Origin of the sequence: Paenibacillus sp. FSL R5-0517 (assembly GCF_037974355.1) — a bacterium.
GTDB lineage: Bacteria > Bacillota > Bacilli > Paenibacillales > Paenibacillaceae > Paenibacillus.
Window position 1 is genome coordinate 380,203 of record NZ_CP150235.1, and the last position, 14,891, is coordinate 395,093.

The following is a 14,891-nucleotide window of genomic DNA, read 5'->3' on the forward strand; positions in this document are numbered from 1 at the left end:
CATCCGGGGGTGAATGAAATCCATGAAATCAACACAGAAAAAGACACTGCTCGTTGTTGCATCCATTCTGCTGGTGGTCTGGGCATTGGTGACGGTCATTCCGATGTACTGGATGCTCGTCGGTTCGGTGCAGGATAGCGCGATGTCGGCGTCGTTTAAACCACAGATGATCCCGGAGCAGTTGTCGTTATCGCCATATGAGCGCTTTTTTGCCAAAACTGATGCCTGGCGCTGGCTGTACAATTCGCTGCTCATCTCGATCATACTGACCGTAACCAATGTATTCTTCGCCTCCCTGGCGGGATATGCATTTGCCAAACTGAAGTTTCCGGGTAGTCAGGCGGTATTCTGGACCCTTCTGGGGACCATGATGATTCCAGCACAGGTGACGTTAATTCCTTTGTACATTCTGATGGTCAATGTGTTTGATCTGGGGGATACGTATACAGCTATTATTCTGCCTGCTGCCGTCAGCGTAGGGAACATATTCCTAATGAAACAGTTCATGTCAACGCTGCCCACATCACTGATCCATGCGGCGCGTATTGATGCATGCAGCGAGTTCGGCATCTTCTGGAAAGTGATCCTGCCGATGGCGAAGCCGGGGATCGCGGTGCTGGCGATTTTCACGTTTGTCGCTTCGTGGAACGAATTCTTCTGGCCGTTCCTGATTACCAATTCGAATGAGATGCGTACGATTCAAGTGGGGCTGGCCTCGTTCGTGTTTGCCGAATCAACCGATTTCGGCGCAATGATGGCGGGAGCAACAATAGGTGCGCTGCCCATGATCATTCTATTTTTCTCACTGCAACGTTACTTCCTTCAGGGCATTACGATCGGTGCGGTAAAAGGTTAATTCCTATATATGTTCAACTAGACATTTACACAATAACGGAGAGGACAGAAATAACCTGAAGAAGCGAAGGCGTTCGCCTTAAAGCTTTCTAAAAGAAAGCTACATCGGAAGCATAAGCTATCACCGGATTTCCCCTTTCTATAAAGGAATTAAAGAAATCTGGGGGTAACAGCGATCGGAAGGTTGTTCTGTCATCGGAGTGCCAGTGTAAATAATCGTTAGTTGAACTTATATAGTTCAGGACAAGCGACAACGTAAAGGGGGATCTACCTATGGCACGCGTGGAGTTTCGCCAAGTGCGCAAAGAATTCAAAGACGATCATAAAGGAACGTTCACGGCTGTGGCCGGCTCGGACTTTGTTATAGAAGATAAGGAATTCGTAGTGTTTGTGGGTCCTTCGGGCTGTGGCAAGACAACGTCACTGCGGATGATTGCCGGACTTGAAAAGCAAACAAGCGGTGATATTGTGATTGGTGACCGGCTCGTTAACGATCTGCATCCGAAGGATCGGGATATCGCGATGGTGTTTCAGGACTATGCACTCTATCCGCATATGACCATCCGTGAAAATCTATCCTTTGGCCTGAAAAATCTGAAAAAGCCAAAGTCCTATATTGATGAACAGGTACAGAATGCGGCCTCCATTCTGGGACTGGAAGCGATGCTGGAACGCAAACCACGTGAGCTGTCTGGTGGTCAGCGCCAACGTGTGGCAGTGGGACGTGCGATCGTCCGTGATCCACAGGTGTTTTTATTCGACGAGCCACTGTCCAATCTGGATGCCAAGTTGCGGGTGCAGATGCGAGTGGAATTGGGAGAACTGCATAAACGTCTTGGTGCGACGATTGTGTATGTGACGCATGATCAGGTGGAGGCCATGACCCTTGGAGAGCGCATCGTGGTTATGAATCATGGCGATATTCAGCAGGTGGCTTCACCGAAAGAACTGTATGCGAGTCCGCGGAATATGTTCGTTGCCGGATTTATCGGTTCCCCGGCAATGAACTTTATTGATGCACGGATTGACGGTACACAGGTTGTCATCGAGGGGGCCTCATTCACTTTGCCAGCGGATGTACTTGCTCGTCTTGAGAGTTATCAAGGCAAGCCGGTAATTATGGGGCTGCGCCCAGAGCATATTTTTGGTGATGATGTCGCTCCGAATATCCCGACAGACCATATGCTGCAGGCGCGGGTTCAGGTTGTAGAGCATCTGGGCTCCGAGAATTTGGTGTATTTCCATTCCGGTACCCGTACGGTTACGGCCAAGGTACACCCGGAAACACATGCTTATGTAGGAATGGACAAAAATTTTGTGCTGGACTTGCGTAAGGCACACTTTTTCGATCCAGAGACAGAGCTTGCGATTGGACGGGAGTAATAGACCGGGCCGGGTGAAGAGGAACGGTAAGAAAGGGGAGAACAAAGAATGCGTAAGCTGAGTGAAGTGTTGGTCAAGTCGGGCGCAGAAATCTATCGGGACATTATTTCAGTGGCTCTGTACAGTGTCGTTAGCTCCATCGTATTGGTTCCCATTCTGATGTTTGCTCCGCTGCCGATTGCGGTGCTGCTTCTGGCCTTGATATATATGCCCCTCCTGTTCGGGGTCTGTTATGCCATGCATCACAGGCTGGAACGCATGGAACGCCGCAATGGGCTTAAGGATATCTGGCTCGGAACGGTGAAGGGAATAATCCCGGGAGGATCAGTGGGTGTGCTTTTCGCAGTGCTTGGTTTCATTCTATGGTCAACCTGGTGGTATTACGGTGGACAGGGTGGGATTACAGGTACAGCGGTAGGCGTATTCCAGACGTTCTTTGTTCTCATGGTTGTGATGTCACAGTTCTATACCTGGCAGCTTGTTTTACAAAAAAACATGGGCATCCTTCAGGCGATGGGGGAAAGTGTAAAGCTGTTCTTCCGTCACCCGGGGTACACGATGAGTGCCTGTTTTCAAGCCATGTGCCTGACTGCTTTGCTGATGCTGACTGTTGTTGGTTTCGGAGCACTGTTTGGAGGTATGTTTGCTATCTATCAGCATAAGGTGGCTCTCAATGTGCTGGAGCCTGAAGAGGAACCTGTCGTAACAGGCGGTAATGATCACCAGCATACAGGGTGGATCAGCCAGGGGAATGTGTAATGAGCCAGATGAATGGAACCGGGCAGATGCCGGCTGTAAAAACGGGGGTTGACCTTCTGTCGAGAGGGTTATCGCATCCATGGTTAACAGGTGCTCGAATCGGTCTAATTACGAATCCGACTGGAATTACAGCGGATTTTGTATCGACCATAGATGTGTGCGCGGGACTGGCTAATGCCGAGCTTACAGCGCTCTATGCCTGTGAGCACGGACTGGATGGAGAACTTCAGGCGGGTGTCAGATTCGGAGACATGCATCATCCACGTCTGGACATTCCGGTGTTCAGTCTGTATGGGGATCACAAGAGACCTACGCCTGCAATGCTGGCAGGAGTCGATACGGTCCTGTTTGACATTCAGGATGTGGGCGTCCGTTATTACACGTATGCCTCAACCTTGTTCCATATGATGGAAGCCTGCGCTCTATCAGGCAAACGAATGCTGATTCTGGACCGTCCCAATCCATTGGGAGGGGACGTCGTGGAGGGCGGTGTGCTGAACGCTGGGTATGAATCACTCGTGGGTGCCTGGCGTGTACCTATACGTACCGGATTGACGGTAGGTGAACTCGCCCTGATGGTCAACAGCGAGATGGATGTACCTTGTGAATTGGACGTGGTTGCCATGGAAGGATGGCAGCGCGCTATGGAGTTTGCGGATTGTGGGCTTCCCTGGATGCTGCCCTCTCCCAATATGCCCACGCTGGACAGTGTGAGGGTATATGCGGGTACGTGCCTGTTCGAAGGCACGAATGTATCGGAGGGCAGGGGCACGACCCGCCCATTCGAGTGGATTGGGGCACCCTGGGTTGAGGGGAAGCGTTTGGCGGAACGATTTCGGGAATACAAGCTGGAAGGTGTGCATGTGCATCCAGTGTACATGTCGCCAACATTCTCCAAACATGCAGGTGAACTGTGTGGTGGCGTAAGGATCTTTGTAACGGACAGCAGGAAATTCCGGGCGGTAGAGACGGGGCTAGTGCTTGTGCATGAACTGGTGTCACTCTATCCGGAGCAATTCTGCTGGCTGGAGCCGCCTGAGCCGGGTTCGAGGTACTTTATCGACCTCCTGACAGGGGGGAAGGTCGTCAGGGAGACCATTCATGACCGTACGGAATTCGTTTGTTTAATGGAAGCGTGGAAGGTACAGGCAGCAGAATGGAAGGAGCGGCGAAAGCCGTTTTTGTTATATCCATAAACGGATGTTGGTTATCGGAGGGAGGCATGAAATGATTGGGCAAAAAAAGTTATACCAGTCTCGTCTGAAACAGATGACCTTGCGTGAGAAAGTTGGGCAAATGCTGCTTTGTGGCTTCCATGGCACTGAAGCTACTGGCGATGTGGAATCCTTTCTCAGAAAGTATCCAATCGGTGGCGTGATCTATTTTGCGCGCAACGTAGAGTCGCCAGAGCAGGTAGAACGGTTATCTTCGGGGCTACAACAGATTGTCAAAAGCAGCGGACATGTGCCGCTCTGGATATCCATTGATCAGGAAGGTGGCATGGTAGCTCGAATTACTGAAGGAATCGCTCTGATGCCTGGACAAATGGCCATCGCCGCTGCCGGTTCCATCGACGATGCGTATCAGGCGGCATATATCAGTGGGTTGGAGCTGAAATCCATGGGCATTAATATGAACTTTGCTCCAGTACTGGATGTGAACAATAATGCGGCCAATCCGGTCATTGGTGTACGATCATTTGGTGAATCTCCACAATCCGTTGCAGAATATGGGGCCAGGACCATTGCGGGAATACAGGACGCCGGGATTGCAGCGACAGCCAAGCACTTCCCGGGTCATGGGGATACGGACACCGATTCTCATCTGGACCTGCCGATCATCACTCATGATCGTGATCGGGTAGAGCGCCTGGAGTTGATTCCATTCCGCGCCGCCATCGCCGAAGGTGTCGATGCCATGATGTCAGCGCATATTTATTTCCCTGCACTGGAGCCAGAAGGTCTGCCCGTAACGCTATCGCATACCGTATTAAGCGGTCTGCTTCGCCAGGAACTGGGTTATCGGGGCATGATCGTGACAGATTGTATGGAGATGGATGCCATTGCGGTGAACTATGGCACGGTCGATGCAGCTGTGATGGCGGTAGAGGCCGGAGCGGATCTGGTATTAATTAGCCATACGGCCAAACTTCAGGCAGAGGCATTTGAAGCGTTGCTAGCAGCTGTGGAGAGCGGACGGATTAGCGAAAGTCGTATCGATGAATCAGTGACCCGCTTGCTGATGTACAAGGCGAAACATGGGTTGCTGGAGAATGAATTGCACGGTGCAGGCGATGAGGAAGTGATTAGTACATTCTCAAATATGTCCTCCCCGGATTCATCAAAGGATCTTTCACATTCCGGCGCGTCTGAGCGCAACAGTTCATTACACCAAGAGGTTGCCCGCCGAATTAGCGAGAACAGTATTACGCTGGTACGCGATCAGCTGAATATGCTGCCTTTGAAGCCGGAACGCACGCTGGTCATAACGGTTGCCACGTCCGTGACGACGATTGCAGACGAACAGCTGAGTCAGACGTTCACCTTGGGCTCAGCTTTATCCAAGTATGGTCTGGATGTTGTTGATCGGGTGGTTACGCCCGAGGAAGTTGCCATTCGTTCCGCACGTCTGCTTCAAGCAGCGGAAGAGGATGGGGTTCGACAGATTGTGGTAGGTACCTACAATGCGGGAAGTCCTTCCGGTGATCCACAGTGTCGACTGATCGGCTGGTTGCAGCAACTGGGCAAGCCATTGGCAGTGGTGGCATTGCGAAGTCCCTATGATCTGCTCGCGATTCCGGGTGCACAAGTCTATGTAGCGGCTTACGAGAGCCGGCCACTTGCCATGGATAGCGTTGCTCAGGCGCTGATGGGACACATTCCTTTTGCAGGGAAGCTTCCTGTGACGATAAAGTAGACGGATGTTGAACGAACGGATGGATGGTTGCCTGGCAATGATGAGAATACGAGTTGCTCTGCCTTTTGCAGGATGGGAAAGAGATGAATGCTGGTTGAGTGAAGTGGAATCATGGGCCGTAAAAATAAAAACATATGCAGAGCAAAGAGACGATCCTTGATAGGACCGTCTCTTTGTTATGTGTATACAAATAATTATACATTATTGCAATTGCAGTGCTTGGGCTGTCTTGGCTTCAACTTCATCCAAAAGTGAAGTCATGTCCATACCTGCGTGGTTACCGAGCAGGATAATCGTGATATCATCGGACAGATTACGTGAAAAGGCTGTAGCGAACCCACCGCCACTACCGTTATGGAAGACGGTACGGTTGTTGCCGTTCTCTTTGAGAATCCAGGCGTAACCATAGTTTTTATCGGAGTATGGCTCATACATCTGTTCAATCGTATCCTGGCTTAGAATCTTGTCCGTATACAGTGCACGGTCCCATTTCAGCATATCGTCTACTGTGGAATAGATGGTGCCCGATCCGGATTGAGAAACATAATAAGGAGCAGTTACCCAGGCGTTATCTTGTTGAACAAAACCACTAATTGTATGCACTTTACGGGAAGCCTCTCCCGAATTTTTCATGCCAAGTGGCTTCAGTAGCGTCTGCTGCACATAATCGGCGTAACTCATGCCGGATACCTGTTCTACGACGTATGCAAGCAGAACATACCCGCTGTTGCTGTATAGATATGCACTGCCTGGTTCAAACTTCAGCGTTTTGTGGCGAATCTCTTCTACAGTCTCTTCCATGGAAGTTCCTTCACCCCGACCAAATGCGGATGGCAGACCTGAAGTCTGGGATAACAGCATATGCAGTGTGATCTGGTCTCCCTTAGGAATGCCGGAGATATACTTGGAGATTGGATCTTGCACATTAATCTTACCTTCCTCCACGAGACTCAGAATGGACGCGGCCGTGAAGGATTTGCTCAGCGATGCGATTCGGGTCTTCTGATCCGGACGATTCAGCGTCTGTTCATCGGCAAGGCCGTAGCCTTGTCTTAACAGGACTTCACCATCGCGGGCAATCAGCGCCATACCTGGATAGTTGATCTCGCGCAGATACGTATCTACGCTGGCAACTTCGCTGTTCAGCAGGCTGACTTGATCCGTGACCATATTCACACTCATCTGACCCGTGGCTGTTCGTTGGACCTTAATGTCTGCCTTGATTGCATTGGCCATGGCCCGAACAGGCACCATCAACGTACCGTTAATGGTACGTGAATTCACACCTGTAGCAAGTTCAACCTGATTTACCCTAATGGAATTACTGCCAGCCTGATGCACCAGCTTGTCTCTGCCAACGGTAATGGTAGCTGTCTTGGTGTGATTATCCCATTTCAAGGTGCCTTTAACGGATGTGACGACATCCCGCAATGGAACAAACGTTGAGCCTTTGATGATAAGTGGTGCGTTCCTCCAGGATTGCTGCTCACCATTCACTTCAATGTGAACTGCTTGCGTTGTCTGGGCTGCGGCTGCCGTGATACCGGCTTGTCCCAGAATCGGGCCTGCGCACAGGATGAACGCTAACAGGATACGAAACATGGATGAATATACTGTGGAAACAGGTTGTTGCATGTGTGACTTACGTAAGATGTGAATCCTCCCCTTCCAATCGTTTCATGAATAGACAACTTATGAGCATTGTAAACGATCTCGCCTGGAGGGTCAAAACGATTAACGGATATAATTCATATCATCTGATCAGATTATTTAGATTAAATTTGTACCAATTTAGTATATATACATAATATTTTTACAGCGATTGTCCGATAAAAGGATGGGTGAAGATTATGATGGGGGATAGTTAAATGAAGAAAAGGATTCGAAACTGGTTTACTTTAACCGTAAAAAAACGTCTGATCGCTGCATTACTCCTGTTCCTGATTGTACCGAGCATTACCGTCGGTTGGTTGTCTTATCAAAAGGCTGCTGACCAGGTTAAGCAGGAAATTATTCGTTCCGCTCAGGCCAAAACGGAAATGCTTAGTCTGCAGATAAATCAAATGTTGGAAATGGAGAAGGATAACGCGGCACAGATGGCGGCGGGTATGACTTCAAACGATATTATTAATCAATCCCCTGCGCTGCAAAGGCAGATGGATCGGATGTCTCAGAGTCATAAGGAATTGGGGGTACTCACCGCAGGTGCGGAAGATGGCAGCTGGATGAAATCCCCACAATCCGAGGAACAGAATTATGATCCTCGTGAACGTTCATGGTATAAGATGGGCATGTCTCAGGATGTCCCTGTAATCTCGGATACCTTCCAATCGGCTTCTACGGGTGAGTGGGTTGTGACCGCAGCGGTCAAGCTGGCTGATGGCAAAGGGGTATTCGGGGCCAATGTCAGTCTCAATCATCTGAAAGAATCCGTTGATCAGATTCGCATCGGTAAAGAGGGAAAACTGTACATGCTGGATAACGGGGGTAAATTCCTGTTCCATTATAATATTGAATCCGGTACACAATCAGATGAAAGCTATATTAATGAGATGTATACGAAAGACAGTGGAACCGTGAAGTATACATATGAGGGTCATGAAGTGGAAGCAGTGTATTTCACCAATCCGGTGACAGGCTGGAAAATTGTTGGCGAGATGGTCCCTTCGGAAGCAACGGAAGCCGTCATGCCTATTCTGATCCGGTCGATTACGATCGTGGCATCTGCAATGGTTATTGGGTTGATTCTGCTTGTTTTTATTATCCGCAGCATTCATCGGCCATTACTACAACTAACACAGGCAGCATCGCAAGTAAGTGCAGGCGACCTAACCGTTCGTGTAGGCTTGCAGCGCAAGGATGAGTTCGGACAGCTTGGAGAGAGCTTCGATATGATGACGACTTCACTGCGTAGTGTACTTGGAGAGGTGCATGATACTTCAAGCCAGCTGGCGGCATCTTCTGAAGAGCTCATGGCAAGTTCCGAGCAGACATCCAAAGCTACAGAGCAGGTGGCTGAACTGATGCAGGATGCAGCTGCAGGAACAACTTTGCAGAACAATAGTCTCGCTGCTACAGGCCAACTCGTTGGCGAAATGTCCATTGGAGTCAAAGAGATCTCATCCAGTGCTGAGGACACCGCTCGTATCGCTCTCGATGCTTCCACCAAGTCGGAAGCGGGTATGGTTACCGTGGAAGAAGCGGTTACCCATATTCAGCAGGTGAATGACGAGAGCAAGGCCATGTCTGTGGTCATTGAGGATCTGCGCGCGAAAAATGAAGAGATTCTTGTGATTGTGGCCGAGATTACGGCCATTGCCAAGCAGACGAACATCCTCGCATTGAATGCGTCCATTGAAGCTTCAAGAGCTGGCGAGCAAGGAAGAGGATTCGCTGTTGTAGCCAACGAAGTGAAAACATTGGCTCACAGTTCAGGCGCTTCAGCAGAGCGCATTAATGAGCTTATGCACGAAATGCAGGAGAAAACCAATGCAGTGCAATCGACCTTTGCCCGTACGGGAGAAGGTATGGTGAAGAGTTCGCAGATGGTTACCCAAGCGGGCGAAGCATTCCAGAACATTCGTACTGCGGTTCAGTTGGTGGCAACACAAGCTGGAGAAGTATCCGCGGCTTCCCGTCAGATTGATGGCGGCATGAGTCATATCAACAAGGCGGTAAGTGATACAATGGTTCTGTCGGACAGAATTGCCTCTGGAACAGAAGATGGATCGGCGGCAGCTCAAGAGCAATTGGCCACAATGGAAGAGGTTGCGGCATCTTCGGCAGCATTGTCACGTATGGCTGAAGATCTGCAAAGCATGATTGAACGGTTTAAGTTGTAAAACTGATGATACTGGAACAATAAGTGAAGATACATTGTTTAGGGAAGGTGCTGAAATGCCCTTTCTGCGATGAGACTGCAGGGTTACGACCCTGCGGTCTTTTTTTGTTAAACAAGGGGTGACCGTGATGTCTTTAAACACAGAGTCTTTTCAAAAATGTTGACATATTACAAACGAAGTAATAATATGTCTATAAATAAACAAACATAAATATATTAAGTTAAATATTATTCGGTTGAAATGACCATGACAATAAAAGGAGTTTTACCATGAAATCATCAGAAACCTGGTTGCAAACCGCTTCATTGGAAGAGATCAAGCGTGGTTATCTGGAGGAAGGTCCCGTCTATGTATGCGTCTGCTGTGGATACAGGACGGAAGCGGGGATTATCTACCCCGAAGAAGGGGTGCTCTATGAGGCAGCCCGTTATATGCGTGTGCATATTGAAAAGGTGCATGGGTCAGTATTTGAGTACTTGCTGGAGCTGGATAAAAGCGTAACCGGATTGTCTGATGTCCAGCGTGGTTTGCTGGCTCAGTTTCATGAAGGCAAGAAGGATGCTGAAGTACAGAAAGCCCTGGGTATTGGGAGTGCTTCCACGATCCGGAATCATCGGTTTGTATTGAAGGAGAAGGAGCGGCAGGCCAAGATATTCCTGGCATTAATGGAACTTCTCAAAAGCAAGGATACCCAGGCTCCAGCCGAATGGGTGTCACCGGTGACAAGACATGAGCATACGATCCATCCTGGCTCATTTGATATTACAGAACAGGATCGGCAGAAGGTGCTGAATAAATATTTTCCGGAGGGTACTGGCGGTCCACTGACGACGTTTCATATGCAGCAAAAGCATAAATATATCGTGCTCACCGAGATAGCCAAACGATTCGATCCAGAGCGTCAATATTCCGAAAAACAGGTCAATGAGCTGCTGAAGGAAGTTCATGAGGATTACGTGGAAATAAGGAGGTATCTCATCGACTATGGTTTGCTCAAACGTGAGTCAGACGGCAGTCAGTATTGGTTGGGAAGCCGCGCAGATGAACAGAGTGCCGGAGATGGAAAACAGGAACGCAAAGAAAAGGGGGAGCAGGAGAAGATGAATCGTCGCAAAGAATTGCAGGAACAGGCGAAGGAAGTCAAAACGGAAGCAGGTGTCTACCAGATTCGGAATGAACGTAACAACAAAGTCTATATCGACAGCACGCTTAACTTGAAAACCATTAACGGACAACGGTTTATGCTACAGATGGGTAGCCATCTGAATCGGAGGTTGCAGGCTGAATGGAATGAATATGGAGAAAATGCGTTTGTGATCGAAGTCTTGGAGACATTGAAGCCAGATGATAACCCATATTACGATCCCAAAGATGCACTCGCCAAATGTCTGAACCGTTGGTTTGAACAGTTAGAGCCTTATGGAGATCAAGGGTACCACGGAGATAAAAAGCCATCTGCTGAATAAGCGGGACAGGTTCCTCTCTAAAATGCCTGACCTATTATAACCCAAAGCCCCTTTGCCAATATGATGGCAAAGGGGCTTTGGGTGTTACAGACTACCTATTATATAAGTTGAACTAAATCTTTTACACGATAACGATTACAGCTTGAATTGTTCCACCAGCTTCTGCAGCTTGTGAGCCAGATGAGCAAGGGAATCAGCAGAGGAAGATATCTCCTGCATGGAAGCCACTTGCTCCTCCGTAGCAGCGGAGATGTTCTCTGTTCCATCGGCATTGGTTTCCGATATCGCGTGGATCTGATCAATGGATTGCACTACTTCGGCTGTACTTGCAGACATCTGCTGTGAGGCGGCTGCAATGTTCTCAAGCTGATGATTGACGACCCCGACAGCCTGACTAATCTGGGCAAAAGCTTCATCTGCAAACTGAACAGCACGAATGCCATTGCTTACATCCTGTTGCCCGATCTGAACATTGTGATTGGCCAATGAAATCTCCTGTTGAATCGCTCCAACCATCTCTACAATCTTCTGGCCGGACAGGCTGGATTGTTCTGCGAGCTTGCGAACTTCGCTGGCAACAACGGAGAAGCCACGTCCATGCTCACCTGCACGTGCTGCTTCAATAGAAGCATTGAGAGCAAGCAAATTGGTTTGTGCAGCGATATCTGTAATGACAGATACCATCTCACCAATGGATGTGGAATGCTGTCCAAGTCGTCCAGCAGTATCCGCCATACCTTGTACAAAGCGACTAACGGAACTCATCTCGGATACGGCCGTCTGCATCGTGGCATTTCCTTTATCCGCGAGCTCACTGGCTTGCATGGCAGCTTCGGATACTTGCTGTGTGCTGTTCGTTACCTGCCCCACACCTCCAGCAAGCTCATTCATCTGCTGTGCCGTATGCTTCAGGCTGCTGGTTTGTTTCTCAAGTCCAGCTGCAGATTCTTCCGTGATCAGGGCAACTTGCTCTGTGGCTTTGGTTGTCTCGGATGAATTGACTGCCAACTGTGTGGAAGAGGTGGTTAACTCGTCAGCCGTGTGTCGCACGTCCTGAATAACGGTTCGCAAGGATTCACTCATCTTATTGAAACTGGTGCTCAGCTTGCCGAATTCATCCTGTCCCAATACAGCAACCTCGATGGTCAGGTTACCATTACTAATCTCGTCAGATGCCTTCACCAAGCGGTTCAGCGGTTTGGTAATGGATTGCACAATCCAGAAAATAATGATGGAGCTTACAGCGATCGCAATCGCAATAACGATAAGTGTGGTGTAGAAGATAGGCCGGACAGATGCCGTTACTTCACCACTATCAATGACACCGACCACGGTCCAGCCTGTCGTTTCATTAGTGGAGAAAAAGGCGTGTTCCTGGTTTCCGTTTAGCGTATAAGTCAGACTTCCGTTCTTCTGTGCAAAAATATCTTTATAGGGTTCCATGGTTCCTTCGGTTCCCGGTTTTTCGGTAGGATGTACAATGATTTTGTTGGCATTATCAATGATATAGACATAACCCTTCTCACCGATCTTTGTGGAATTAACCGTCTGGGAGAGGGCCTCAAGCGAAAGACTTACAGAGACGACACCGTGTCCATCTGCCGAGGTCTGAGCTACCGAAGCAACAACATTGCCGGTATTGCTTGATATGTAAGGGGTGATTACGGTAGGGACATCCTTGTTCTGCGTAGCAGCCTGATACCACGGGCGTTCGCGCGGGTCGTATCCTTCTTTGTTCACCGCAGTTACAGGGGAGTTAATATACACGCCTTGATCCGTGCCGATGGAGGCAAGTTCCACGTCATCATGGGTTTCCTTATACGCGTCAAGCAAGGTACGTATGGTATCCGTCTCGTCACCTTGGTTCGGTCCAACATTGCCTGCATCCAGCTGACTTGCCAAGAAATCAACATTCTTACGTGTTGCGCCAATGATCTGATCAATGGTCTGGTTGAGCACAGTAACATTGCTAATTGCGTTCTCATACATTTTCTCTTCGACCTTGGCCTCGGCGGTTTGGAACGAGATAATGCCCAGACTGATTGTGGGAATGAGTAGAACAATGGCAAATGACAGAATCAGTTTCTCTCTCATCTGCAGCGTTCTTCTGGCCCTTTGTTTATTAATCTTCTTCATACACATTCCCCCTCTGTGTAACCCATCCCTATGTCTGGTGGACAAGTCAATCTGGTAAAAGATAGTTCATTCCATCCTTTCCAGATGTTTCTGGTGCTATCGCATGACAAAATTCGAGTTTATTCAACATTATTTATGAGTTTTATGAAAATACTTTTCGGTTTTATAGGTATTTAGGATTACATCTGTTCTATAAAAAAGAATCTGTCTCTCCCTTAGTGCACATCTTGTGGTATATTTCTAAATTAATGTGAAATGAAATTTTGCAAATTGCGAAATCCACAAGGCATGTAACTGATCATGTTGAATACACAAAGAAGTTGTTTTCATGAAGAATGGACCTAGATGGATCTACATCCATATATATCGGTTGATGGAGACAAAAATTGGAGAGGGGTTGTACCGCAGTTGGACCAAAGTACATTACAGATATCTGGACAGGAGAACATGAAAGAGGTCCAGGATCATGCTACATTCATGCAGGGGGTCAAAGATTGTATCCCAACCTTGCTTGGTTATTTGAGTATTGGTTTTGCAGCGGGTGTCATTGAAATGACCGCAGGTCTGAGTCTGGCGGAAACGGCGCTGCTCAGCCTGATTCTATATGCAGGATCGGCCCAGTTCATTGCGGCGGGCATGCTCGCATCGAATGGGTCAGCAGTAGCTATCATATTCACCATATTTTTTGTGAATCTTCGTCATTTGCTACTCAGCGCAGCTGTATCACCGTATTTTCGGCATCTGACCCCGCTTAAAAATATGTGGATCGGTTCATTGCTTACGGATGAGTCTTTCGGCGTGGCGATGACACGGGCGATTGGTAGGGAAAGGCTTAGCGAACGGTGGATGCACGGTCTGAATATTACCGCATATCTGAACTGGTTCGTGGCTAATATGGCGGGAGCGTACTTTGGACGCTGGATCACCAATCCGGAACGACTGGGTCTGGATTATGCCCTGCCTGCGATGTTTATTGGACTGGTTGTACTCCAATTGGTGCATCGTAAAAACAAAAAAATACATATCAATGTGGCGATCATCGCTGTGGTCTGTGTAATCTTCGCCAGCATGGCTTCACTAGGCAGCATGAGTGTCATTGTGGCTGCGGTCATTGCGGCAACGTTGGGAGTGTTCATGGAACGATGGAAGTAAGATGGGATGTATTCTGGATTATTATGGGGTCGGCGCTGTTAACATTTATCCCGCGTGTACTGCCACTGATGCTGTTCAGCAAGATACAGATTCCCATGTGGTTGTTGCGTTGGCTGGAGTATGTACCCGTAGCGGTCATGGCAGCATTGATTGGTCAGGAACTGTTCATGTCGGACAACCAGTTGGTGCCGATTACGCATAATGCAGCTCTGTGGGCTTCCCTGCCGACGATTGCAGTAGCGATCTGGACACGCAGTCTGCTTGGAACCGTACTGGTCGGTATTGTGGCTATGATGATTTTGCGATATTGGATTGGTTAATAGCTTGGTTGTATTATAACATCCGGTAATTCCTTCGCTTGATCGGTTAATACTGTTCTATA

General features: G+C 48.6%; 11 protein-coding genes. 9 read left to right on the forward strand and 2 right to left on the reverse strand.

From position 1 onward, the window contains the following. Window positions 1-22: 22 nt before the first annotated feature. The 5 genes from MKX40_RS01850 to nagZ all read left to right on the forward strand — a co-directional run bounded on the left by MKX40_RS01850 (window position 23) and on the right by nagZ (window position 5,913). The gene (locus MKX40_RS01850) at window positions 23-856 is read left to right on the forward strand and encodes a carbohydrate ABC transporter permease (protein WP_105601619.1); all 834 of its coding nucleotides are present in this window, start codon (window positions 23-25) and stop codon (window positions 854-856) included. A 272-nt stretch (window positions 857-1,128) separates the two neighbouring features. Continuing rightward, window positions 1,129-2,238, forward strand: a complete 1,110-nt coding sequence (ugpC, locus tag MKX40_RS01855) for a sn-glycerol-3-phosphate ABC transporter ATP-binding protein UgpC (protein ID WP_339239168.1) — start codon at window positions 1,129-1,131, stop codon at window positions 2,236-2,238. 48 nt (window positions 2,239-2,286) lie between these two features. Beyond that, window positions 2,287-2,997: a hypothetical protein gene (locus MKX40_RS01860; protein ID WP_339239169.1), complete on the forward strand. Its 711-nt coding sequence runs from the start codon at window positions 2,287-2,289 to the stop codon at window positions 2,995-2,997. After that, window positions 2,997-4,193, forward strand: coding sequence for a DUF1343 domain-containing protein (locus MKX40_RS01865; protein WP_339239171.1), 1,197 nt, complete (start codon window positions 2,997-2,999; stop codon window positions 4,191-4,193). Before MKX40_RS01860 ends, MKX40_RS01865 begins: the two co-directional genes overlap by 1 nt. Before the next feature lie 31 nt (window positions 4,194-4,224). Further along, window positions 4,225-5,913 (forward strand): beta-N-acetylhexosaminidase, encoded by a 1,689-nt coding sequence (gene nagZ / locus MKX40_RS01870; protein ID WP_339239172.1) that lies wholly within the window; start codon window positions 4,225-4,227, stop codon window positions 5,911-5,913. 201 nt (window positions 5,914-6,114) lie between these two features. Here the strand turns inward: nagZ and MKX40_RS01875 are convergent, their stop codons facing one another. After that, entirely contained in the window at window positions 6,115-7,548 is a 1,434-nt protein-coding gene (locus MKX40_RS01875; protein ID WP_339239173.1) for a serine hydrolase, read from the reverse strand. Between the two features lie 233 nt (window positions 7,549-7,781). On the opposite strand from MKX40_RS01875, the gene MKX40_RS01880 reads away from it, so the two are divergent. Then, window positions 7,782-9,755 carry a methyl-accepting chemotaxis protein gene (locus MKX40_RS01880; RefSeq protein ID WP_339239174.1) on the forward strand — a complete coding sequence of 658 codons (1,974 nt, stop codon included), beginning with the start codon at window positions 7,782-7,784 and terminating at the stop codon, window positions 9,753-9,755. A gap of 269 nt (window positions 9,756-10,024) precedes the next feature. Beyond that, window positions 10,025-11,221, forward strand: coding sequence for a DUF2087 domain-containing protein (locus tag MKX40_RS01885; protein WP_339239176.1), 1,197 nt, complete (start codon window positions 10,025-10,027; stop codon window positions 11,219-11,221). A gap of 135 nt (window positions 11,222-11,356) precedes the next feature. Here MKX40_RS01885 and MKX40_RS01890 read toward each other — a convergent pair whose 3' ends face one another. After that, window positions 11,357-13,357 carry a methyl-accepting chemotaxis protein gene (locus tag MKX40_RS01890; RefSeq protein ID WP_339239177.1) on the reverse strand — a complete coding sequence of 667 codons (2,001 nt, stop codon included), beginning with the start codon at window positions 13,355-13,357 and terminating at the stop codon, window positions 11,357-11,359. A 447-nt stretch (window positions 13,358-13,804) separates the two neighbouring features. On the opposite strand from MKX40_RS01890, the gene MKX40_RS01895 reads away from it, so the two are divergent. Both MKX40_RS01895 and MKX40_RS01900 read left to right on the forward strand, forming a co-directional pair. Then, entirely contained in the window at window positions 13,805-14,509 is a 705-nt protein-coding gene (locus MKX40_RS01895) for an AzlC family ABC transporter permease (protein ID WP_339242875.1), read from the forward strand. After that, entirely contained in the window at window positions 14,500-14,829 is a 330-nt protein-coding gene (locus MKX40_RS01900; protein ID WP_062837141.1) for an AzlD domain-containing protein, read from the forward strand. Before MKX40_RS01895 ends, MKX40_RS01900 begins: the two co-directional genes overlap by 10 nt. Window positions 14,830-14,891 lie beyond the last annotated feature (62 nt).